Origin of the sequence: Thermomonas sp. (assembly GCF_035369645.1) — a bacterium.
In the GTDB taxonomy this organism is placed as follows: Bacteria; Pseudomonadota; Gammaproteobacteria; order Xanthomonadales; family Xanthomonadaceae; genus Thermomonas.
Window position 1 is genome coordinate 1 of the sequence record NZ_DAOOUM010000022.1, and the last position, 20,360, is coordinate 20,360.

The window sequence follows — 20,360 nt, forward strand, 5'->3', positions numbered from 1 at the left end:
CGCGCGATTTTGTCGGTGATGAAAGACGACGAGGTGCGCCACGCCAACAACGCACTGGCCGCCGGCGCACGCCTATTGCCTCGCCCCGTGACCTTGCTGATGGCCGGCGCATCCAAGCTCATGAAAACTGTGGCGTATCGCGCCTGAACTGCTGCCATCAGGCCGGCGTCAGCACGCCGTCTTGCATGCGCAAACGTGGCCGCAACGACACACTGCGGCTGGCATCCAGCAATTGCAATTCGCCATCTTGAATCATCGCGGTGACCCGCATCCCGCGACCGAGTAATGCCGTCGCTTGCGCGACATCCGCATCATCCAACTCGATCACGGTCAGGTTGCGCAGGCGGCTTAGCGCCTGCGCATTGCGCTTCCACCAAGCCTCTGCGGCCTGCCCGCCATACCCCACCACAATGACCTGCACGGCACGCCCACTGGCCTTGCGCAAACGGCTTTCGTCCGGCTGCCCCAACTCGATCCATTGTTCGATGGTGCCGGTGTAATCGCGTCGCCACAGTGCCGGCTCGTCCTCGTCGCTCAGGCCGCGGCCAAACTCCAAGCGCGCGTCGGCATACAGCGCAAACGCCAGCAAGCGCACCAGCAGGCGGGTTTCGGTTTCGGAAGGGTGCTGGGCCAGCGTCAGTGCATGGCTGGCGTAGTAATGGCGGTCGAGGTCGGTGACCTGCAACTCGGCTTTGAAGATCGTGGCGTTGGCGGCCATGGCGCATCCTTGGCCACGCGGCCGGGTTTGAAGTGCGCGCCATTCTACGGGCAGCCCGCGTGAGCGGGGTGACCACGGCATGCCACTCGGCAAAATGCCGGCTTGCGCCGGCGTTTTTTGCAACATCGCAGCCGCAGTTTTTCGACCGATCAGTCGATCAAGTTGCGTCCGTGGTAGAGCTCTTCGATTTCGCGCTTGAGCCGCGCTTCGATCTTCAGGCGTTCTTTGAACGACAAGTTGCGCGCCTTTTCTTCGAACAAGTATTGGTCGAGGTCGAAATCCTTCAGGTGCATCTTGGTGTGGAACAGATTTTCCTGATACATGTTGACGTCGATCATCTCGTAACGCGACTTCACGTTCTTGGCCAGGTAATCCTGGATCGAGTTGATCTTGTGGTCGATGTAATACTTGCGGCCCTTCACGTCACGGGTGAAGCCGCGCACGCGGTAGTCCATCACCACGATGTCGGACTCGAAGCTTTCGATCAGATAGTTCAACGCCTTCAGCGGTGAAATCACACCACACGTGGACACGTCGATATCCGCGCGGAAGGTGGCGATGCCGCTGTCCGGATGGGTTTCCGGGTAGGTGTGCACGGTGATGTGCGACTTGTCCAAATGCGCAACCACCGCATCGGAAATCACGCCCTTGGCATCGGCTTTGTCGATCACCGGCTGCTCGGAAATCAAGATCGTCACCGAAGCACCCTGCGGGTCGTAGTCCTGCCGCGCGATGTTGAGGATGTTGGCACCGATGATCTCGGCCACATCGGTCAAAATCTGGGTCAGACGATCGGCGTTGTATTCCTCGTCGATATATTCGATATAGCGCCTGCGCTCGTCTTCCGACGCGGCATAGCACACGTCATAGATATTGAAGCTGAGCGACTTGGTGAGGTTGTTGAAGCCTTGCAGCTTCAGGCGCGGCAGCGGTTTGACCACGGCAATGGATCCAGCGATACGGGACAGGGCGGGAATTATGCGACAAACCGCCGGCCTGCGCGCGCATAAGTTTGCTCCCGGTCACGGTTCCGCCTAAGCTGGCGGCATTCACGAGTATCTAACGAATGAGCAGCAACTTCCCCAAAACTGTCCTGTCCCGCGCCGTCAACCCATTGGGTGCCGATGCCGCCACGATCGAGCGCTTCATTGCGCAGTGCCATCGCCGCAAATATCCGTCGCGCACCGATATTTTCAACCCCGGTGACCCGGCCAACACCCTGTACTTCATCATTTCCGGCTCGGTCAGCATCATTGCCCGCGAAAGCGATGATCGCGAATTGGTCTTGGGCTACATCGGCCCGGGCGAGTTCATTGGCGAGATGGGCTTGTTTGTGGAAACCCAGCAACGCGGGGTGGCGTTGCGCACCCGCACTGCCTGCGAGTTGGCGGAAATCAGCTACGAGCGCCTGCAAGCACTGTTGCTAGCGCAGGCCAACGATGCCACCCGGTTACTGTTCTCGATTGGCGCACAGATCAGCCAGCGTTTGCTGGACACCAGCCGCAAGGCCGGGCGTTTGGCTTTCCTCGACGTGTCCGACCGCATCTATCGCACTTTGTTTGACCTCTCCCGAGAGCCGGAAGCCATGACCCATCCAATGGGCACCCAGTTGCGGGTGTCGCGGCAGGAGTTGGCGCGGCTGGTGGGGTGCTCGCGCGAGATGGCGGGGCGTGTGCTGAAAAAATTACAGGCCGACGGCAAGTTGCATGCGCGCGGCAAAACTGTGGTGGTGTACGGCACCCGCTAGCGGTTATTGTGGGCCACCGATGACGTGAGGAGTTTGCTGCGGATGGGGCATGCGTTTTCTCCTGGGCAACCTGCACAAGACGTGGATCTACGCAACGCGGTCTTGGCCGATGCCGATGATGTGGCCCAGTTGCTGGCAGAACTGGGTTACCCCTGCGATATCACCGATGCGGCCGAGCGCATCCACATGATCTTGGCCAATGACCGGCAGGTGCTGGTGTTGGCGCGTCGCGGCGGTACGGTGTGTGGCTTGATCGCCCTCGACTTCATGTATTACTTGCCACTGGGCACCACCACTTGCCGCGTGACCGCGCTGGTGGTGACGCCCAGCGCACAGGGCTTGGGAATTGGCCGACATTTGCTGAAAGAAGCCGAACGCCGCGCGCGAACCGGCGGTGCGGCGCGGATTGAATTGACCTCGGGCGCGCAACGCACTGAGGCACATGCGTTTTATCAGGCCTGCGGCTACAGCGGCAGCTCGGTGCGTTTTGTGAAGGCGCTGGGTTCAGCGTAACCCGCACTCCCGTCCGGCAAGGTCCACGTCAACATGCGCGTCAACGTGCGTGCACCGCGTCCCCGGCCCGGCCCGGGCAACCCCAGTTGAGAATACGGGTGGCCGGTGGCAGCACGCGCCGGAACATCGCCACCCGCCCAGCTTTGGGGTTGACCACCACCGGCTGTTGCGCAGCATGCAACAACGGTAAATCGGCGCTGCTATCGGAGTACGCCACCGCCACCGGCTGGGTGTAGCCGGCATCACGCAGCATCTGCATCTTCATCGCGTAATGGCAGTGCCGCTGCACGCCCATGCCACCCATGTTGGGCGCGAGCAATGTGCCGATGACAGGCACATCGTCTTGCCCTGCAAACGCCAAAATGGCGCGCGCCAATGCCGGCGGTGCCCCGGTGGCAACCAAGACACGATCGCCTGCCGCACGATGCTGCCGAAACACCTCCAACGCGATCGGCAACAGTCGCGCTTGAATGGCGGCAGCGTGCTTTGCAACGTACGTCGTAATCAACGCATCCAGCGCAGCGTGCGTATGCACGCCCAGACTTCCTACCCAGACGAATACCGAAATCCCCGCCCGCCGGGTCGGCAAAAACGCCACCATCGGCCCGGCCACCGGTGCCACCAGCAAGGCCAGCAACCACCGCCACCCTGCGCGTTCGATCAACCACTTGAACAAATGACTCCCAGAGTCGCCGTCGTACAAGGTGTGGTCAAAATCGAATACCACCAGCGGCGCATCGGCCGCTGGCACGGGATATGCAGCACTCATGCAAACAACTCACGCAGTGCCGTACCCGGATCGGGCTGGCGCATAAAGGCTTCGCCCACCAAGAACGCATGCACCTCGGCATTGCGCATCAGGGCGACATCGGCCGGGGCAAGGATGCCGCTTTCGGTCACCAGCACGCGGTCCGCCGGCACCATCGCTTGCAACGCCAGCGTGGTGTGCAAGGACACTTCGAAGGTTTTCAAATTGCGATTATTGATACCCAGCAGCCGCGCCGGTACCGGCAGTGCGCGTTCCAGCTCATCCAAATCATGCACTTCCAGTAGCACATCCATGCCCAGCTCACCGGCGATGAAGGCAAATTCCGACAACTGCACGTCATCTAGCACGGCGGCAATCAACAGCACGCAGTCCGCACCCAGGGCACGTGCTTCATACAACTGATACGCATCGACGATGAAGTCCTTGCGCAGCACCGGCAACACGCACGCCGCGCGCGCTTGTTGCAGATACGCATCGCTGCCTTGAAAAAAATCGATATCGGTGAGTACCGACAAACAGGCTGCGCCGCCGGCTTCATAACTGCGCGCAATCGCGGCGGGGTCGAAGTCGGCGCGGATCACGCCCTTCGACGGGCTGGCCTTTTTGACCTCGGCAATCACCGCCGGCAAGCCAGCATTGATCTTGGCAGACACGGCATCGGCAAATCCGCGCAACGGCGGCGCAGACGCAATGCGCGTCTTCAATTCAAATTGTGAAATTTGATCGCGGCGCGCAGCCACTTCGGCATGTTTACGCGCCACGATGGTGTCAAGAATGGTGCTCATGCCTGCGCTGCAAGCTCCTGCGTCAAGGTGATGTAGTGATCCAACTTGGCCCGCGCCGAACCATCCGCCAGCGCCGCGCGCGCGCGCGCGATGCCATCGGCGATATCACCGGCGACACCGGCGGCATATAGCGCCGCGCCGGCGTTGTAGGCCACGATTTCGCGCGGCAAGCCGGCGTGATTATCCAGTGCTTGCAGCAGCAGCGTTTTTGACTCCTGCGCATCGGCCACTTTCAAATTGCGGCTATGCGCCATCGCGATGCCAAAATCTTCCGGGTGCAGCTCGTATTCACGCACCTTGCCATCGCGCAGCTCGCCCACCAACGTGCCCGCGCCCAGCGAGAGCTCATCCATATTGTCGCGGCCCCACACCACCAAGGCGCGCTCGGCACCCAACTCTTGCAAAACACGCACTTGAATGCCGACCAAATCCGGGTGGAACACACCCATCAAGATGCCCGGCGCATTGGCCGGATTGGTAAGTGGGCCAAGAATATTGAAGATGGTGCGCACGCCCATTTCGCGGCGCACCGGCGCCACCGCTTTCATGGCGGGGTGATGCACCGGCGCGTACATGAAGCCAATGCCGCAGCGTTCAATGCACGCAGCCACTTGCTCTGGCTGCAATTCAATACACGCGCCCAACGCCTCCAGCACATCGGCGCTGCCGGACTTTGACGACACGCTGCGATTGCCGTGCTTGGCCACTTTTGCGCCGGCAGCGGCGGCCACGAACATCGACGCGGTGGAAATATTGAAGGTATGCGCGCCGTCACCGCCGGTGCCGACGATATCCACCATGTGACTGCGATCTGCCACCTGCACCGGGCGCGCAAACTCGCGCAGTACGGTGGCGGCGGCGGCAATTTCACCCACGGTTTCTTTTTTCACGCGCAGGCCGGACAAAATCGCGGCGGTCATCACCGGCGACACATCGCCACGCATGATGTGTCGCATCAGGCCGACCATTTCATCGAAGAAAATTTCGCGATGCTCGATGACGCGCTGCAATGCGTCTTGCGCTGAAATACTCATAACTCAACGATCCAGAAAATTTTTCAGCATCGCGTGACCATGCTGGGTGAGGATGGATTCGGGATGAAACTGCACGCCTTCTACCGGGAACTCACGGTGGCGCAAGCCCATCAATTCTTCCACCGTGCCATCGTCGTTTTGCGTCCACGCGGTCACTTCCAAGCATTCCGGCACACTGGTTTTATCCACCACCAAGGAGTGATAGCGGGTGGCCTCGAACGGGCTGGGCAACCCCGCGAACACGCCTTTGCCGTGGTGCAAAATGGGGGAGGTTTTTCCGTGCATGATGCGACCGGCGCGAATCACTTGCCCGCCATACACCTGCCCCAAGGCTTGATAGCCCAAGCACACGCCAAAGATAGGGATGTGCTGCCCCAACTCCTGTAGCACTTGCAGCGACACTCCCGCCTCATTGGGTGTACACGGGCCGGGAGAAATCACGATCTTGTCGGGCTTGAGTGCGGCGATTTGCGCCACGCTCAGCGCGTCATTGCGTTCTACCCGCACCTCAGCGCCTAGCTCTTGCAAGTACTGCACAAGATTGAAGGTGAAACTGTCGTAGTTGTCGAGCATCAGCAGCATGGCGGGTTGCGCCCGGTTGCGGGCACCTCGTGGGGGAGCTGCGCAGGATACCGCAAGCCCGTTCCCAAGCATCACGCACTATCGTAATGGCAACATCACCACCACTCGCAAGCCGGGGTCGTTGTCTTGCAACGCGATACGACCGCCATGGTGGGTGACGATGGCGCGCACCAAGCTTAGGCCCAGCCCCACGCCGGGGGAACCACGGTGGGCTTCCAGTCGCTGAAAGCGATCGAACACGCGCGCGCGCTCGGCTTCTGGGATGCCGGGGCCGTGATCGGCCACTTGCAGACGCACTGCGGCTTCTTGTGCGTTTTCCTGCACATCCAGCGTTACATCGACACTGCTGTCAGGCGGTGCATATTTCAGTGCGTTATCCAGCAAATTGACCACCAGCTGAAAGAGCTGATCGCGATCGCCACGCACATGCACATCGTCCAATGCAGTTTGCACCTGAATCTGACGCTCAGCCCCAATCGGGGCGTACAGTTCCACTGCATCTTCAACCAAGTCACGCAATGCCAATAACGGTGCATCCTCTTCCAATGGTTGCGCTTCGATCCGTGCCAGCCGCAGCAAGGCACCAAACGACTGCAAGAGTTGGTCGGTTTCTGCCAGCGCCCGATCCAATTTATGTTGCACGCCACTATCGGTTTGATGCTGGCGCAGGTCTTCCAGACGGTTGCGCAGACGGGTCAATGGGGTGCGCAGGTCATGGGCGATGTGGTCGGTGGCATGGCGCACGCCGCTGAGCAAATCTTCGATGCGATCAAGCATGCCATTGAAACGCTGCGCGACTTGATCGAAGGCATCATCGCTGTGATCCAACGTCGCCCGCAACCCCAGTTCACCGCTACTGACACGCGCCACCGTGGCATCTAGGTTGCGCAATCGGCGCGCTACCCAGCGCGAAATCAACCAGCCCACCAGTGCGCCCAAGCCAGCAGCAGTAAGCAAGGTCACCAGTGCCGCTTGCTTCATCACCGCCAACAATTGATCTTGCGCCTGCAAACGTTGCCCGGTGAGCAACACCTCTCCGCTGCGCAAGGTCTGCGTGTACGCCATCACGCGCAAGGTTTGGCCGGGCTCGGGCGCGTGTTCGTTGAATTGCACCCAGCGCCCGCGTGGGCCAGGTTTGCGCGCCTCCGGCATGCGTCCCAATAAACTGCCGCCTTGCGCGTCCGTCAGCGCATACACTGCATCCGGGTCGCCCTCGGGATCTTGGATGCGAAATTGCAGCTCGTTCAATAGTGCGGCTTGCCCACCTTCGCGGTAAATATCCACCAAGGTGATCGCATCGCTTTTGACCAGCTCCCGGGTGTCTTGCAGCAACAACGTGGACACTGCGACATACACCCCGGCCCCAATCAACACAAAGGCCGCAAGGAAAAACCCCATCACGATCAGCGCCAACTTGGCACTGGTGGAGGGCAATAGACGCTTCATTCACCCAACCGATAGCCGGCACCACGCACGGTGTGCAGGATGGGCTTGTCGAAACCGTGATCGATCTTCTGCCGCAAGCGGCTGATGTGCACGTCGATGACATTGGTCTGTGGGTCGAAGTGGTAATCCCACACCGCTTCCAACAGCATGGTGCGCGTCACTACTTGACCGGCGTGACGCAGTAGATATTCCAGCAGGCGAAATTCGCGCGGTTGCAGTTCGATACGCCGCCCCTCTCGGCGCGCTTCACGTGCAAGCAGATCCAGCTCCAGACCTGCGGACTGCAAACGCGTGGGTTCGCGCTCACCACTGCTACGATTCCGTTTGACGATGCCATCCAAGCGCGCACTGAGTTCAGCAAATGCAAACGGCTTGACCAAGTAATCATCGGCACCTGCGCGCAGGCCTTCAACCCGGTGATCGGTGTCACCCAATGCGGTCAGCAACAGAATCGGCAAGGCGTTGCCGGCACCCCGCAGGGTGCGCAGCAAGGTCATCCCATCCAAGCCCGGCAACATGCGGTCCAGCACCAAAGCATCGTAAGGCTCGGTGCTCGCCAGAAACAGTCCCTGCTTGCCATCGCTGGCGTGATCCACGGCATGCCCGTCCTCGCGCAGACCTTTGGCGATGAATGCAGCGGTATGAGTGTCGTCTTCTACCAGCAAGATGCGCATATTTTCTCCCGTTCAACAAAAGCATACCCCGCAGACTTGCACCTGCGGGGTAGCTCTGGCATCGCGACGGTGTGGCGGTTACGTTTGCACTAAGGCATGGTTGCAACCGCCACGGGGGAGTGCCCGCCCAGGGTGAATCAGCTCTTGGCCGGTTCAGCCGGTGCCGCGGCCTTCGAAGCGCCAGCCTTGTGGTGCTTGCGGTGATGCTTCTTGTGATGCTTGGCAGCCGGAGCCGCCTTGGCCGGGGCGCTGCTGGCAGCAGGTGCGGCCGGTGTGGCGGCCTGCGGAGCAGCCGGCACGGCAGCCACGGCGGCGCCGGTCAGGGCAGTCAGAGCAACAGCGATCAGCGTCTTGCGAATGGTGTTCATGTCGTCGTCCTTTAGGTTTGGTTTCGATGGGGGCCATCCCCAGCGCAGGATCAGATTGCGCCTAGGCAACTCTCCGCGATCTTTCGTGTAGATGAAGAATCGGTAAGGTTCTACCTGCACGCATCAACCGTGCGCATCTTGCATCGGGTGCCGATGCCACATAAAACAATGCCCCGCAGGCCGGGGGCTGCAGGGCATGGCCTACCAAAATGGAGCAGGCGCGACAAACGATGCCGTTAAATCATGCGCCTACTACGCTCACGTCAACTTTACTTGCACATGAATTTTCATTCATGTTGCAGTCTGTTCGCTACAAGCCCCGCGCCGCCTGCGCCACCGCGCGAAACAGCGCGCGGCCTTTGTTCATGGTTTCTTCCCACTCTTTTTGCGGGTCCGAATCAAACACGATGCCGGCCCCCGCCTGCACATGCAGGCGGCCGTCCTGGATCACGGCGGTGCGGATGGCAATGGCGGTATCGGCGTCGCCGTGCCAGCCGATATAGCCAATCGCGCCGGCATACACATTGCGCTTGATCGGTTCCAGCTCGCGGATGATTTCCAGCGCACGAATCTTGGGCGCACCCGATACGGTGCCCGCTGGGAACGTTGCGCGCAGCACGTCGGTATAGCTGAGGCCCGGCTGCAAGCGGCCGGTCACTTCGCTGACGATATGCATGACATGGCTGTAGCGTTCAATCACGAATTGCTCGCCCACTTGCACGCTGCCGGCTACCGACACGCGGCCGGCGTCGTTGCGGCCCAAATCAATCAACATCAAATGCTCGGCACGCTCTTTGGGGTCAGCCAGCAATTCCGCTTCCAGTGCTTGATCTTCGGCCGCGGTCTTGCCACGCGGGCGGGTGCCGGCAATCGGGCGCACCGTCACTTTGCCCTGTTGCTGGCGCACCAGAATTTCGGGCGAAGAACCCACCACCTGGGTGTCGCCAACATCCAGAAAATACATGTACGGCGAAGGGTTCAGCGCACGCAACGCGCGATACACATCCACCGGCCGCGCTTGGAACGGCACGCTCATGCGCTGCGACAGCACCACCTGGAAGGCATCGCCGGCGCGAATGTAATCCTGTGCTTTTTGCACCGCATCGACAAAGCCTTCGCGGGTGAATCCGCTGACAAAATCGGCCTCGTCCAAGGCCGCCGGACGCAGCGTTTCCGGATACGGCGCGCCGCCGTGACGCAGCCGATGGGTGAGCGCATCCAGGCGCCGGTTGGCCTGCGCCCAAGCCTGCGGCGCGTGCGGGTCGGCATGCACGATCAGGTACAAGCGGCCCTTCAAATTATCGAACACCGCCAGCTCATCGCTACGCATCAGCAGGATGTCGGGTGTGCCCAGCTCATCGGGCTTGGCGTTCGCCTTCAGGCGCGGCTCGATGTACTCGATGCATTCGAAACCAAACCATCCCACCAGCCCACCGTTGAAGCCCGGCAAGCCGTCCAACTGCGGCACCTTGTGCGCAGTGCGCAAACGCTCCACTTCGGCCAGCGGGTCAGCCACCTCACGGGTTTCCACCACGTCACCATGCTCGCGCACCGCCAGCGTGTGCCCACGAAACTCATACACTGTGCGCGCCGGCAGGCCAATGATGGAATAGCGGCCAAAACGCTCGCCGCCCTCCACCGATTCAAACAAATAGGTATGCGGGCCATCGGCCAGTTTCAGATAGACAGACAGCGGCGTATCGAGGTCCGACAAGACCTCGCGCACGATGGGAACAAGGGTGAAACCGTCAGCGGCGTACTGCTGGAACTGGGCGTGCGTGATCATGCAAAACATCCTTCAAAACAGGCAGTGGGGCGATCGCGGCGGCATTGCCACGCCACCATCGCCAGCCATGCATCGAAGAAGGAATCGCCCGGTTCATAGCCCTAGCCTAACCGCGTTGCGGCATTGCACGCAAACAGCGATCTGTCATACCACTGTCACCCACTGCACGGAACATAGAAGGCCATCGCAGGGACGAAAGATGGGCAGGACGCCCCACTATTCCGCCACCGGCGCAGGTTACGCCGGTAGCAGTTTTTACGACAAGCAAGTTTGCTGCCCGTGCCGCGCCGGGCTCAACGCGCGGCAACCACTGCCTGCTTACTGGGTGTCGAGCACGAATCCAAGCCCACACTGGCAGCTGCAACCGTACTAAGCGTAGCCATGTCACCCCAACGCCAAACGTGGGATGACATTCGGTTAGCACTAATGCTTATCGGAAGTTACTAGGTAGCCACTAAAAACCTGCATCATCAGCTTGTTGTTAGTGCTCGGATGCGCCTCCGAAAAATCATTGAAAATACGCACAGCACGACGATCGCCTCGTGCCGCTGCCGCGAAAATTGCCCCGGCCATGTCTTCAGGTGCATGTTCCGTACTCATCGCATAGTTCATTCTCCCGTCTGTATATGCAGCAAACGGGTTTTTACTACTCCTCATTGCTTTGGTGACTTCCATATAGACTGGAAGCGCAATATCCGCACGCAGATCTTCGCCAGATTTTTGCTGCGCTTGATTCAACCCATTGATATCCCGAATAGCATTGTCGAGCAAACGGTTCGGGTACAACAATTTGGCCATCGGGTCGCCGGCATCGGCCAGCTTCTTTAGCTCATCGTCACTTAGCTTTGCCGCAGCCAGAAAATCCTCCGGCAACGGCATACCTAACTGCTTCATCATGGCCAGCTCATTGGCATCCTTGTACTCCAAGGTGCCGTAGTACTCGGCATTCAAACGATCAAGATACGCGCGCTCGTCCGGGGCCAATGCGGCAAGCAAGGCATCCCATGATGTCGCTTTGAAGCGCGGGTCATTGGCATAAGTTGCACTGAGGGTATGCTCTTTCTTGGCATTACCGGCACTCGCGCCATCAACTGCAGCAGCCTTAACTACCGACTCCTGCTTAATGGGTGCAGCAGTGCTATCCGACTCTTGCTTACAGCCCGGCAAAAGTACCATGACCATAACCAACGGGAAAAATATTTTCTTCATGATTTATGCTTTGCATCCATTTCTGCGCATGTCTTTAGCGAACAAAGCACAGGTTCTATCCGTTGCAGACGCATTGTACGCACCTTGTGCAGACTCGGTAGTTTTGACAATCCCCGAGTATAGATCAGCCCATCCGCCACAGAGATCATCTGCCCCACATAAAGCAAGCATATTTGCTTTGAAAGACTGATCACATTCACTTTTACCACCTGCAACCGCATAGCAACGATCATGCTCATTGCAGGCACTTAGAAAACTGACACCCTCTCTTGGCGCATCCAAGTCCCCAGAATAATTATTGCCTGCTGCAAATTGTGCAACCCTGCTTAACAGTGCATCCTTCCAACCACCAAGACCACAGCCATTGGGCTGCCAAACCGCCACACCGGGTATTGTGATATCGGGCGATGCTGGAGGAGATGACAAATTGCAACCTGAGGGCTTGCTTTTCGCCAATTCCGCGCAAAATTGATCCTTCATGAGGCCAAGCTCTCTTCCGCCACCACCCTCCCCCATTTCTGGCTGATTAGTATTGAAACGTACCGTATTATTGCTGATCAAATTACCGCAGGCGGATCCAGAGCAAACCACCTTCCAGCCATCGAGTGTGGTTCCGGTTACGGTTAACTTTCCGAGCGTCGTTGTGCCCGCATAAATAGTACCAATGCAGCCCACAAGTAACATCACAGCAACTGCAGTCCTCAATCCCCTAGTAATCATCATCATTCACCCCCAAAAGAAGGCGGCAAATTACCCCCCCCCCCGCACGCAAAGTCAAGGGTTTTTACTCTGAATTTGATAATAATGCGTTATTTCAAAGCTTCATCTTGGAATTAACCTTGCGCTACACTCCATCCACCACGCCAAAACTGACGCAGGCGATCCTCTTTGGAGGGCTGATTTGCCTTCAGCGCACCGCCACCACTGCCTGCTTCATCTGCGCAATCACGGCGGCGTAATCGGGTTTGCCGAAAATCGCGCTGCCGGCGACAAAGGTATCGGCACCGGCCTTGGCGATTTCGGCGATGTTGTCGGGCTTTACGCCGCCGTCGATTTCCAGACGGATGGGTTTGCCGCTGGCGTCGATCATGGCGCGGACTTTGCGCAGTTGTTTGAGCGCCGAGGGAATGAAGGACTGCCCACCAAAGCCGGGGTTGACCGACATCAGCAGCACGTAGTCGATTTCATCCAGCATGGTGTCCAGCACGTCCAACGAGCTGGCGGGGTTGAACACCAGGCCGGCTTGGCAGCCTTTGGATTTGATCAGTTGCACACTGCGATGGACGTGTTTGCTGGCTTCGGGGTGGAAGCTGATATGCGATGCACCGGCGTCGGCGAACATCGGGATCAGGCCATCCACCGGTTCCACCATCAGGTGCACGTCGATGGGTGCGGTCACGCCGTGTTTGCGCAGCGCTTCGCAGACCAGCGGGCCGATGGTGAGGTTGGGCACGTAATGGTTGTCCATCACGTCGAAATGCACCCAGTCGGCACCGGCGGCCAGCACGTTATCCACTTCTTCGCCCAGCTTGGCGAAATTGGCGGACAGGATGGAGGGGGCGATGACAGTCGTTTGCATGGTCATTGTTTCCGTAATTTCTGGATGCGGTCGTAGGCGGCGTTGATTTCGCGCGCTTTGGCTTCGGCCTGACGTTGCAACTCGGGCGCGGCGCCGGCCAGGCGGTCGGGGTGGTATTGGCTGATCAAGCGCCGATAGGCCTGCTCGATTTCGGCCATGCTGGCGTCTTCGGTCAGGCCAAACACGCGGTACGGGTTGTCGCGCGCAGGCTTGAACCAGTCGGCATCAAACGCATGCCCAATCAGCAGGCCAATCAGGCCGCCAGCGGGGTGCTTGAGCAGCATCCAGCCTGCGATTAATCCAAAAAATTTGCCGTACCAGCGCTGTTTCATAGGCACAGTTTACAGGGCACCTGTGTGCGTACGGGATAAACTATGCACCCCTCCAACTTTCTGACTCGCATGGCCACCACCCTGCTGCAATCTGACTTGCCCGGCTTGAACTTGATCCATCGCGGCAAAGTGCGCGATGTGTTTGATCTTGGCGATGGGCATTTGCTCATGGTGGCCACCGACCGGCTGTCCGCGTTCGACGTGGTGCTGCCTGACCCGATCCCCGGCAAGGGCGAAATGCTGTGCCAGATCAGCAATTTCTGGTTTGAGAAGACCCAGCACATCATCGCCAATCACTTGACCGGGATTGACGTGGCCAGCGTGCTGCCCGCCGGTGTGGACGCGGCGCTATACGCCAAGCGCGCGGTGGTGACCAAAAAACTGACGCCGGTGCCGGTGGAATGTATTGCGCGTGGTTACATCATCGGCAGTGGCTGGAAGGACTACCAGCGCAGCGGCGCGATCAGTGGCATTACCTTGCCTGCCGGTTTGCAACAGGCGCAACAGTTAGCCGAACCCATTTTCACCCCGTCCACCAAGGCGGCGGTGGGGGATCATGATGAAAATATCGACTTCGCCACGGCCGTGAATCTGGTCGGCCGCGAGCGTGCCGAACACGTCCGCGCTGCGACCTTGGCGCTGTATGCCTTTGCCCGTGATTACGCCGCCCAGCGCGGGATTATTTTGGCCGACACCAAGTTTGAATTTGGCACCGATGCCGACGGCAAGCTGTATGTGATGGATGAAATGTTCACCCCGGATTCGTCGCGCTACTGGCCGGCCGAGCACTACGCCATCGGCACCAGCCCGCCCAGTTACGACAAACAATTTGTGCGCGATTATTTGGAAACGCTGGACTGGGGCAAAACCGCACCCGGCCCGCACTTGCCAGCCGATGTCATCGCAAAAACCCGCGCCAAATATGCCGAGGCGTTGCAGAAACTGGCCGGGATTTTGATCGACTGACCGCGCGCGTCAACTGCGCTGGAACATCGCCGCGGTGGGCGTAAATTTGCGCGGCGCGTAGCCAAAATCGCGCTGCGCTGGCTGTGCATCAAACACCAGGTCATCGCCCATGCGCGCAATGGCAGCGGGTGTGAGCTCGCGCGCAAGCCCACGCAGCCGCGCGGCCAGCAACAGCGCGCGAAACAACGGCAACGGCAGCAGGTGCAAGCGTGGCGATGCCGGTAAGCAGGCCAGTACGCGCTGCACCATCTCGCGATAGGTCAAAATTTCACCACCGGGCACGTCATACGCGCCGCTGCGGGGTGATGGCATATTGCAGGCGGCGATCGCGGCATCGGCCAAATCGTCCACATGCACCGGCTGGCGCAACCCGCATGCGCCGCGCGGCAACAGCAAGCGCCCATACCGCATGCCCAAGTGCGCCATCGCGCTCAAGCTGGCATCGCGGCCCGCGCCGTACACCAAGGTGGGCCGCAGCAGCGTCACCGCCACGCCGCGCGCATGGCCTGCCTTCAACAACAAGGCTTCGGCCTCGGCCAGCCGCCGCGCCACATCACGCTCGCTGGCATCGGCAGAATGTTGTTTGACGTGCACGCTGGTGGAACCAAACGCAACCACCCGCATGCAGCAAAGATCACTGCGCGCAAACCAGTGCGCAAACAGGTCCAGCGGGCCGCAGCTCACGATCACATCCACCTGCGCGGGCAATGCCGGTGGCTGGGAAAAATCGCCGCGTAGCCATGTCAGGCCGGGGGCATCGGCCTGCGGCTGCCGCGACACTGCCTGCACCTGCCAACCGGCTGCGTGTCGCCGCGCCAATAGTGGTATGCCGATCTGACCGCTGCCGCCGAATACCAGGACGCGGCTCATCGCGCGGGCGCTCTTGGCAACACCCGCCACAGCCATGCACACCCCAGCATAGCGGCCACTAGCGAGCCGCCCAGCACCCCCAGCACGGCTTCGGTGTAATGCTGTGGCTGTGCGGCAAATGCCAGCCCGGCAATGAATAAACTCATGGTGAAACCAATACCGCAGAGCAGTCCCAGACCGACCATTGCGCGTCCATCCATGCCCTCCGGAAACCGTGCGATCCCCAGCGCACGTAGCAGCATCGCTGCCGCAACGATGCCCACCGGCTTGCCCATCAGCAGGCCCAGTAAGATGCCCAACGGCAACGGTGCCAACAGGGCATCCCCCGCTACTCCGCCCAGTGCCAGCCCGGCATTGGCGAATGCGAACAACGGCAAGATGGCGTAGGCAACCCACGGGTGCAAGGCGTGTTCCAAGGTTTCCAGCGGTGAATGTTCGATGGCATCGTCGATGGCATTGCGTGGATCCACATGCGGGATCAACAACCCGGTCACCACACCCGCCAACGTGGCGTGGACGCCCGACTTCAACACCAACACCCACAACACTGCACCCAGCAGCAGATAGGGTGTCAGCCGCGTCACTTTGTACCGCTTGAGCGCGTACATCGCCAACGCCACCAGCGCCGCAGCGGCCAAGGCCGGCCACCACAGGCCCTGCGCATAGAACAGCGCGATGATCAAAATCGCGATCAAGTCGTCCACTACCGCGATTGTGGACAACAACAATTTCATCCCCAATGGCACCCGTGGCCCCAACAAGGCCAGCACGCCCAGCGCAAACGCAATGTCGGTGGCGGTGGGGATCGCCCAGCCGCGCATCGCACTGGCATCGCCATGATTCAAGGCGGTGTACATCAGTGCCGGCAGCGCCACACCCGCCACCGCACACACCACCGGCAGTAACAGTTGCGCACGGCTAGATAATTGCCCGGACACGACTTCGCGCTTGATCTCCAGCGAGACCAGCAAAAAAAACACCGCCATCAAACCGTCATTGATCCACCATTCCAATGGTTGCTGACCCAATGCCGGCAAGCCCAACGGCAGATGCCGGAATGCCTGATAGCTGGCGGCCAGTGGCGAATTAGCACAGACCAAGGCCAGCGCCGCTACCAGCATCAACACGATGCCGGCGGCGGCTTCCAGCCGGAAAAATTCAACTAGTGCGCGCTGGGTACGCGCAAGCATGGTGGGTGTCGGTGTCATCGCCGCAGTATAAAAGCGTTGCCCCGAAGACGCCCAGTGCATCACATCATCGTCATCTGCACGACATCGTTGCCTCTTAGCCTTATCCGCGCCAGGCGAGGATCCCCCATGCTTCTCAACAAGACCGCACTTGCACACCGTGCATTGCAATCCGCCAGCACGGTTGAACTGAGCTTGCTGGAACGTCGCATCCTAATCGTCACCGATGGCAAGCGCACACTCAATGATGTGATGGCATTGCTGGGCGCGGGCATTCTGCCGTCAATTGATCGTCTATTGAAAGATGGCTATATCCGTCCAAGCACCAGTCCTAGCGATAGCGCATCCACTCCTGTGCTTGCAACGCCCCGCACGCCGCAACAAGGCGTGGTCGGCGCTGTCAGTGGTTTGCTGCGCGCCACCACCGAAGCCGTGCAGGTGCGCACCGAACAGCTGCGTGCAAGCATCGCCCGACCAATGTCAGATGCAGCGGCACTCACCTCGCGCACGCAACCAATACCGGATCAGATTGCAGCGATTGCTCCGCCATCGACGATGGCATCAGCCCAGCCCAGCCCCGCACCAAGACCCACTGCACGCAGCGGGCAACGGCGGTCATTAGTGGCGGCAAAAATGTACATGATCGACATGCTGCAATTACAACGGCACGCTGATGCCGTGGAACTCAAAGTACGAGTGCAGTTTGCCAACGGTCAAAGCGATCTATTGCATGCGATTTTCGACAGCCTGCGCATCTTGCAGCAGTTGACCAATGCCAGTTACGGCCAACGCATCATTACGCGCCTTGCTGAAGTGTTGCCGGAAGAATTTCTTCCGGCACTCGACCACACCATCGCCGAGCTACGTACACCGCAGCTCAAACAGGCGGGGCGCTAGCAGCCTCAATCAAGCCGCGAAGTATTTCTTTAGCCCCATCCAACATGCGGGGTAATCCTGCTGCCGGTGCGCCGCGTCCAGTGCCTGCGTGGTGGGGCGCATCACCGCGCGGGTTTCAAACATAAACGCCATGGTGTCGCGGATGTAGTCCGGCTTGCTGGTATCGGCGGCGCTGGCTTTTTCGAAGGTGGCGGCATCCGGTCCGTGCCCGGTCATGCAGTTGTGCAGCGAGCAGCCACCGGGGGCAAAGCCATCGGCCTTGGCGTCGTACACACCGTGGATCAGGCCCATGAATTCGCTGGCGATATTGCGATGGAACCACGGTGGCCGGAAGGTGTCTTGCATCGCCAAAATACGCGGCGCAAAAATCGCGAAGTCGACATTGCTGGTGCCGGGGGTGTCGCTGGGCGAATGCAGCACCAGAAAAATCGACGGGTCCGGGTGGTCATAGCTGATCGAGCCGATCACATTGAAGCGGCGCAAATCATATTTGTACGGCGCGTAATTGCCGTGCCACGCCACCACATCCAGCGGGCTATGGTCGATGTCGGCACGCCACAGATGGCCCTGGAATTTTGTGATCAGGGTGAAGTCACCTTCGACATCTTCATACGCCGCATTCGGGGTCAAAAAATCACGCGCATTGGCCAAGCCATTGCTTCCAATCGGGCCAAGGTCGGGCAGTTTGAACAGCGCGCCAAAGTTCTCGCAGACATAGCCTGTGGCCTGCCCATCGGGCAGGGTGACTTTGAAGCGCACACCGCGCGGGATCACCGCGATTTCTTGCGGCGCGATGTCCAGCACGCCCAGCTCGGTTTCGATATGCAAACAGCCGGCCTGCGGCACCAGCATCAACTCGCCATCGGCATTGCAAAAATAGCGCGCCTGCATGTCGGCATTGGCCGCATACATATGGATGCCCACGCCCGTGCCTGCCTCTGCACTGCCATTGCCAGCCACGGTGTACAGGCCATCCAGAAAGTCCACGCCTGCCTGCGGCATCGGCAGTGGATTCCAACGCAATTTTTCTGGCGTCACCGGGCCGTTGCCGAACGCATTGTGAAATGCGCCCTGCGCAAACAATGCAAACTTGCCGTGCATCGCCGCCGGCCGAATGCGGTACAGCCAACTGCGACGATTGGCATGCCGTGGCGCAGTAAACGCGCTGCCGGTGAGCTGCTCGGCATACAGCCCATGTGCCACTTGCTGCGGGGAATTGCGGCCAATCGGCAGCGTGCCGGGGATGGCCTCACTGGCAAATTCGTTACCGAAGCCGGATTGGTAGCCGGTGTTTTGAATGCTCATGGGATGCCTGTTGCTGTAAGCCCCTCTCCCTCTGGGAGAGGGGTTGGGGTGAGGGTTCGGGACTCGACGGTACGCAGGATTTCCTCTAGTACCGCCGCCTTGTTTTTCAATACTGCGTTATCCCAGAAGCGCAAAACATGCAGGCCCTGCGCTTCAAAAAACCGTGTTCGCCTTGCGTCCACATCGGCACGGTGTTGAGCGCCATCCAGCTCAACGACAAGCTTTGCAGCGGCGCAATAAAAATCAGCCACGTAAGGCGGAACCGGATGCTGCCGGCGGAACTTGAAACCATCCATGCGCCCTGCACGTAAGTGAAACCATAGCGCTTGTTCGGCATCGGTCATGCTTGCACGCAAATTGCGCGCCCGCGCTAGCGTCACAGTTGGCAACGGCGGTTTGTGCTGCTCCGACATCCCGTACCCTCACCCCAACCCCTCTCCCGAGGGGAGAGGGGCTCAACGGCTCACAACACGCCACGCCGGATTTGGTCGCGCTCGATGCTCTCAAACAGCGCCTGGAAGTTGCCTTCGCCAAAGCCTTCATTGCCCTTGCGCTGGATGATCTCGAAGAAGATCGGGCCGAGTGCATTTTTGGTGAAAATTTGCAGCAATTTGCGCTGTTTGGTTTCCGGGTCGGCATCGATCAGGATGCTGTTTTTGCGCAGGCGTGCCAAGTCTTCGCCATGGTCGGGGATGCGCATGTCCACCACGTCGAAATAGGTGTCCGGCGTATCCAGAAAATCCACGCCGGCGGCGCGCATCTGCTCGACGGTGGCGTAGATGTCATCGGTAAAACAGGCGATGTGCTGGATGCCTTCGCCTTTGTATTCGTTCAGATATTCGTTGATCTGCGACTTGGGGTCCGAGGACTCGTTCAACGGGATGCGCACCATGCCATCGGGCGCGGTCATCGCCTTCGACAATAGGCCGGTCTTGGCCCCCTTGATATCGAAATAACGGATTTCGCGGAAGTTGAACAGGCGCTCGTAGTAATCGGCCCACTTGCTCATATTGCCGTGATACAGGTTATGGGTCAGGTGGTCGATGAAGGTCAGGCCAAAGCCCTTGGGCATCAGATCCACGCCGGGCAGGTATGCGTAGTCGGGGTCGTGGATGGTGCCTTGGGTGTCGTAGCGATCGACGATGTACAACATGCAGCCACCAATGCCCTTGATCACTGGTGCAGCAGCGGCCTTGGTCAGCTCGTCGGCGGCATCGAAGGATTCGGCACCGTTCTTCAAGGCCTGCACCCGCGCCCACTCGGCCAATTTATTCACGCGAATGGCGAAACCGCAGGCCGATGGGCCGTGTTGTTCGGCAAAACGCGAGGCGAATGAATCGGTGGATTCGTTGATCAAGAACGTGCAGTCGCCCTGCCGATAGGTGTGGATCGGGCGGGTCTTGTGTTGCGCCACTTGCACGAAGCCCAGCTTCTTGAAGTAGTCGTGCAAATGCCCCAACTGCGCCTGCGGCGCGGTGTATTCGACAAATTCAAAGCCATCAATCCCCATCGGATTGTCGAAAGTGGTCGGCTGCATGCCAAGATTGGGGTGTGCGCTCATGGTGATCATCTCAACACTAGGAACTCGCATTC

The 20,360-nt window shown here is 59.6% G+C and carries 23 protein-coding genes and 1 pseudogene; 5 read left to right on the forward strand and 19 right to left on the reverse strand.

The genetic code is table 11. The annotated features are described in order from the left end of the window. Positions 1-147, forward strand: a pseudogene (locus PK789_RS05850) (2-polyprenyl-3-methyl-6-methoxy-1,4-benzoquinone monooxygenase); the annotation flags it as partial. 10 nt (positions 148-157) lie between these two features. Here the strand turns inward: PK789_RS05850 and PK789_RS05855 are convergent. Together PK789_RS05855 and speD are read right to left on the reverse strand one after the other, a co-directional pair. Then, the gene (locus tag PK789_RS05855; protein WP_324307673.1) at positions 158-718 is read right to left on the reverse strand and encodes a YaeQ family protein; all 561 of its coding nucleotides are present in this window, start codon (positions 716-718) and stop codon (positions 158-160) included. A 149-nt stretch (positions 719-867) separates the two neighbouring features. Further along, positions 868-1,659 carry an adenosylmethionine decarboxylase gene (gene speD, locus PK789_RS05860; protein WP_324307675.1) on the reverse strand — a complete coding sequence of 264 codons (792 nt, stop codon included), beginning with the start codon at positions 1,657-1,659 and terminating at the stop codon, positions 868-870. 125 nt (positions 1,660-1,784) lie between these two features. Between speD and crp the strand changes: the two genes are divergently transcribed. Together crp and PK789_RS05870 are read left to right on the forward strand one after the other, a co-directional pair. Continuing rightward, the gene (gene crp / locus PK789_RS05865) at positions 1,785-2,465 is read left to right on the forward strand and encodes a cAMP-activated global transcriptional regulator CRP (RefSeq protein WP_324307676.1); all 681 of its coding nucleotides are present in this window, start codon (positions 1,785-1,787) and stop codon (positions 2,463-2,465) included. 24 nt (positions 2,466-2,489) lie between these two features. Then, positions 2,490-2,978: a GNAT family N-acetyltransferase gene (locus tag PK789_RS05870; RefSeq protein WP_324307677.1), complete on the forward strand. Its 489-nt coding sequence runs from the start codon at positions 2,490-2,492 to the stop codon at positions 2,976-2,978. Positions 2,979-3,018: 40 nt separating this feature from the next. Here PK789_RS05870 and PK789_RS05875 read toward each other — a convergent pair whose 3' ends face one another. The 12 genes from PK789_RS05875 to PK789_RS05930 form a co-directional block, all read right to left on the reverse strand. Next, positions 3,019-3,747, reverse strand: a complete 729-nt coding sequence (locus PK789_RS05875) for a haloacid dehalogenase-like hydrolase (protein ID WP_324307678.1) — start codon at positions 3,745-3,747, stop codon at positions 3,019-3,021. Further along, positions 3,744-4,532: an indole-3-glycerol phosphate synthase TrpC gene (gene trpC, locus PK789_RS05880; RefSeq protein ID WP_324307679.1), complete on the reverse strand. Its 789-nt coding sequence runs from the start codon at positions 4,530-4,532 to the stop codon at positions 3,744-3,746. Before trpC ends, PK789_RS05875 begins: the two co-directional genes overlap by 4 nt. Further along, a complete protein-coding gene (gene trpD / locus PK789_RS05885; protein WP_324307680.1) occupies positions 4,529-5,566 on the reverse strand; it encodes an anthranilate phosphoribosyltransferase in 1,038 nt (345 codons plus the stop codon). The genes trpC and trpD overlap by 4 nt, the downstream gene beginning before the upstream one ends. Positions 5,567-5,569: 3 nt before the next feature. Continuing rightward, the gene (locus PK789_RS05890; protein ID WP_324307682.1) at positions 5,570-6,148 is read right to left on the reverse strand and encodes an anthranilate synthase component II; all 579 of its coding nucleotides are present in this window, start codon (positions 6,146-6,148) and stop codon (positions 5,570-5,572) included. 78 nt (positions 6,149-6,226) lie between these two features. Beyond that, positions 6,227-7,594 carry a sensor histidine kinase gene (locus tag PK789_RS05895; protein ID WP_324307683.1) on the reverse strand — a complete coding sequence of 456 codons (1,368 nt, stop codon included), beginning with the start codon at positions 7,592-7,594 and terminating at the stop codon, positions 6,227-6,229. Further along, positions 7,591-8,268: a response regulator transcription factor gene (locus tag PK789_RS05900; protein ID WP_324307684.1), complete on the reverse strand. Its 678-nt coding sequence runs from the start codon at positions 8,266-8,268 to the stop codon at positions 7,591-7,593. Before PK789_RS05900 ends, PK789_RS05895 begins: the two co-directional genes overlap by 4 nt. Positions 8,269-8,405: 137 nt before the next feature. Continuing rightward, entirely contained in the window at positions 8,406-8,636 is a 231-nt protein-coding gene (locus tag PK789_RS05905) for a hypothetical protein (protein WP_324307685.1), read from the reverse strand. 310 nt (positions 8,637-8,946) lie between these two features. Continuing rightward, on the reverse strand, positions 8,947-10,422 hold the full coding sequence (trpE, locus tag PK789_RS05910; RefSeq protein ID WP_324307686.1) for an anthranilate synthase component I: 1,476 nt from the start codon (positions 10,420-10,422) through the stop codon (positions 8,947-8,949). Positions 10,423-10,845: 423 nt separating this feature from the next. Then, the gene (locus PK789_RS05915; RefSeq protein WP_324307687.1) at positions 10,846-11,631 is read right to left on the reverse strand and encodes a hypothetical protein; all 786 of its coding nucleotides are present in this window, start codon (positions 11,629-11,631) and stop codon (positions 10,846-10,848) included. A 3-nt stretch (positions 11,632-11,634) separates the two neighbouring features. After that, a complete protein-coding gene (locus PK789_RS05920; protein ID WP_324307688.1) occupies positions 11,635-12,357 on the reverse strand; it encodes a hypothetical protein in 723 nt (240 codons plus the stop codon). Positions 12,358-12,538: 181 nt separating this feature from the next. Further along, positions 12,539-13,210, reverse strand: coding sequence for a ribulose-phosphate 3-epimerase (gene rpe, locus PK789_RS05925; RefSeq protein WP_324307689.1), 672 nt, complete (start codon positions 13,208-13,210; stop codon positions 12,539-12,541). A gap of 2 nt (positions 13,211-13,212) precedes the next feature. Then, entirely contained in the window at positions 13,213-13,542 is a 330-nt protein-coding gene (locus PK789_RS05930) for a J domain-containing protein (RefSeq protein ID WP_324307691.1), read from the reverse strand. A 69-nt stretch (positions 13,543-13,611) separates the two neighbouring features. Here PK789_RS05930 and PK789_RS05935 point away from each other — a divergent pair, with 69 nt between their 5' ends. Then, positions 13,612-14,508, forward strand: a complete 897-nt coding sequence (locus PK789_RS05935; RefSeq protein ID WP_324307693.1) for a phosphoribosylaminoimidazolesuccinocarboxamide synthase — start codon at positions 13,612-13,614, stop codon at positions 14,506-14,508. 9 nt (positions 14,509-14,517) lie between these two features. Here the strand turns inward: PK789_RS05935 and PK789_RS05940 are convergent, their stop codons facing one another. After that, positions 14,518-15,378: an NAD-dependent epimerase/dehydratase family protein gene (locus tag PK789_RS05940; RefSeq protein ID WP_324307695.1), complete on the reverse strand. Its 861-nt coding sequence runs from the start codon at positions 15,376-15,378 to the stop codon at positions 14,518-14,520. Continuing rightward, positions 15,375-16,586, reverse strand: coding sequence for a Na+/H+ antiporter NhaA (gene nhaA / locus PK789_RS05945; RefSeq protein WP_324307696.1), 1,212 nt, complete (start codon positions 16,584-16,586; stop codon positions 15,375-15,377). Before nhaA ends, PK789_RS05940 begins: the two co-directional genes overlap by 4 nt. Positions 16,587-16,694: 108 nt before the next feature. On the opposite strand from nhaA, the gene PK789_RS05950 reads away from it, so the two are divergent. After that, the gene (locus PK789_RS05950; protein ID WP_324307697.1) at positions 16,695-17,462 is read left to right on the forward strand and encodes a hypothetical protein; all 768 of its coding nucleotides are present in this window, start codon (positions 16,695-16,697) and stop codon (positions 17,460-17,462) included. Positions 17,463-17,471: 9 nt separating this feature from the next. On the opposite strand, the gene hmgA is transcribed toward PK789_RS05950, so the two are convergent. From hmgA to hppD, 3 genes are all read right to left on the reverse strand, one after another. Then, on the reverse strand, positions 17,472-18,767 hold the full coding sequence (gene hmgA, locus PK789_RS05955) for a homogentisate 1,2-dioxygenase (protein WP_324307699.1): 1,296 nt from the start codon (positions 18,765-18,767) through the stop codon (positions 17,472-17,474). Further along, a complete protein-coding gene (locus tag PK789_RS05960; protein ID WP_324307701.1) occupies positions 18,764-19,111 on the reverse strand; it encodes an endonuclease domain-containing protein in 348 nt (115 codons plus the stop codon). The genes hmgA and PK789_RS05960 overlap by 4 nt, the downstream gene beginning before the upstream one ends. 119 nt (positions 19,112-19,230) lie before the next feature. Continuing rightward, the gene (gene hppD / locus PK789_RS05965; protein ID WP_503011908.1) at positions 19,231-20,358 is read right to left on the reverse strand and encodes a 4-hydroxyphenylpyruvate dioxygenase; all 1,128 of its coding nucleotides are present in this window, start codon (positions 20,356-20,358) and stop codon (positions 19,231-19,233) included. Between the last annotated feature and the right edge of the window lie 2 nt (positions 20,359-20,360).

Excerpts from the sequence above, each read along its gene's own strand:
- PK789_RS05855 (WP_324307673.1), bottom strand. The coding sequence starts at position 718 with ATGGCCGCCAACGCCACGATCTTCAAAGCCGAGTTGCAGGTCACCGAC.
- crp (WP_324307676.1), top strand. The coding sequence starts at position 1,785 with ATGAGCAGCAACTTCCCCAAAACTGTCCTGTCCCGCGCCGTCAACCCA.
- PK789_RS05875 (WP_324307678.1), bottom strand. The coding sequence starts at position 3,747 with ATGAGTGCTGCATATCCCGTGCCAGCGGCCGATGCGCCGCTGGTGGTA.
- trpC (WP_324307679.1), bottom strand. The coding sequence starts at position 4,532 with ATGAGCACCATTCTTGACACCATCGTGGCGCGTAAACATGCCGAAGTG.
- trpD (WP_324307680.1), bottom strand. The coding sequence starts at position 5,566 with ATGAGTATTTCAGCGCAAGACGCATTGCAGCGCGTCATCGAGCATCGC.
- PK789_RS05890 (WP_324307682.1), bottom strand. The coding sequence starts at position 6,148 with ATGCTGCTGATGCTCGACAACTACGACAGTTTCACCTTCAATCTTGTG.
- PK789_RS05895 (WP_324307683.1), bottom strand. The coding sequence starts at position 7,594 with ATGAAGCGTCTATTGCCCTCCACCAGTGCCAAGTTGGCGCTGATCGTG.
- PK789_RS05900 (WP_324307684.1), bottom strand. The coding sequence starts at position 8,268 with ATGCGCATCTTGCTGGTAGAAGACGACACTCATACCGCTGCATTCATC.
- PK789_RS05905 (WP_324307685.1), bottom strand. The coding sequence starts at position 8,636 with ATGAACACCATTCGCAAGACGCTGATCGCTGTTGCTCTGACTGCCCTG.
- trpE (WP_324307686.1), bottom strand. The coding sequence starts at position 10,422 with ATGATCACGCACGCCCAGTTCCAGCAGTACGCCGCTGACGGTTTCACC.
- PK789_RS05915 (WP_324307687.1), bottom strand. The coding sequence starts at position 11,631 with ATGAAGAAAATATTTTTCCCGTTGGTTATGGTCATGGTACTTTTGCCG.
- PK789_RS05920 (WP_324307688.1), bottom strand. The coding sequence starts at position 12,357 with ATGATGATGATTACTAGGGGATTGAGGACTGCAGTTGCTGTGATGTTA.
- rpe (WP_324307689.1), bottom strand. The coding sequence starts at position 13,210 with ATGCAAACGACTGTCATCGCCCCCTCCATCCTGTCCGCCAATTTCGCC.
- PK789_RS05930 (WP_324307691.1), bottom strand. The coding sequence starts at position 13,542 with ATGAAACAGCGCTGGTACGGCAAATTTTTTGGATTAATCGCAGGCTGG.
- PK789_RS05935 (WP_324307693.1), top strand. The coding sequence starts at position 13,612 with ATGGCCACCACCCTGCTGCAATCTGACTTGCCCGGCTTGAACTTGATC.
- PK789_RS05940 (WP_324307695.1), bottom strand. The coding sequence starts at position 15,378 with ATGAGCCGCGTCCTGGTATTCGGCGGCAGCGGTCAGATCGGCATACCA.
- nhaA (WP_324307696.1), bottom strand. The coding sequence starts at position 16,586 with ATGACACCGACACCCACCATGCTTGCGCGTACCCAGCGCGCACTAGTT.
- PK789_RS05950 (WP_324307697.1), top strand. The coding sequence starts at position 16,695 with ATGCTTCTCAACAAGACCGCACTTGCACACCGTGCATTGCAATCCGCC.
- hmgA (WP_324307699.1), bottom strand. The coding sequence starts at position 18,767 with ATGAGCATTCAAAACACCGGCTACCAATCCGGCTTCGGTAACGAATTT.
- PK789_RS05960 (WP_324307701.1), bottom strand. The coding sequence starts at position 19,111 with ATGACCGATGCCGAACAAGCGCTATGGTTTCACTTACGTGCAGGGCGC.
- hppD (WP_503011908.1), bottom strand. The coding sequence starts at position 20,358 with ATGCGAGTTCCTAGTGTTGAGATGATCACCATGAGCGCACACCCCAAT.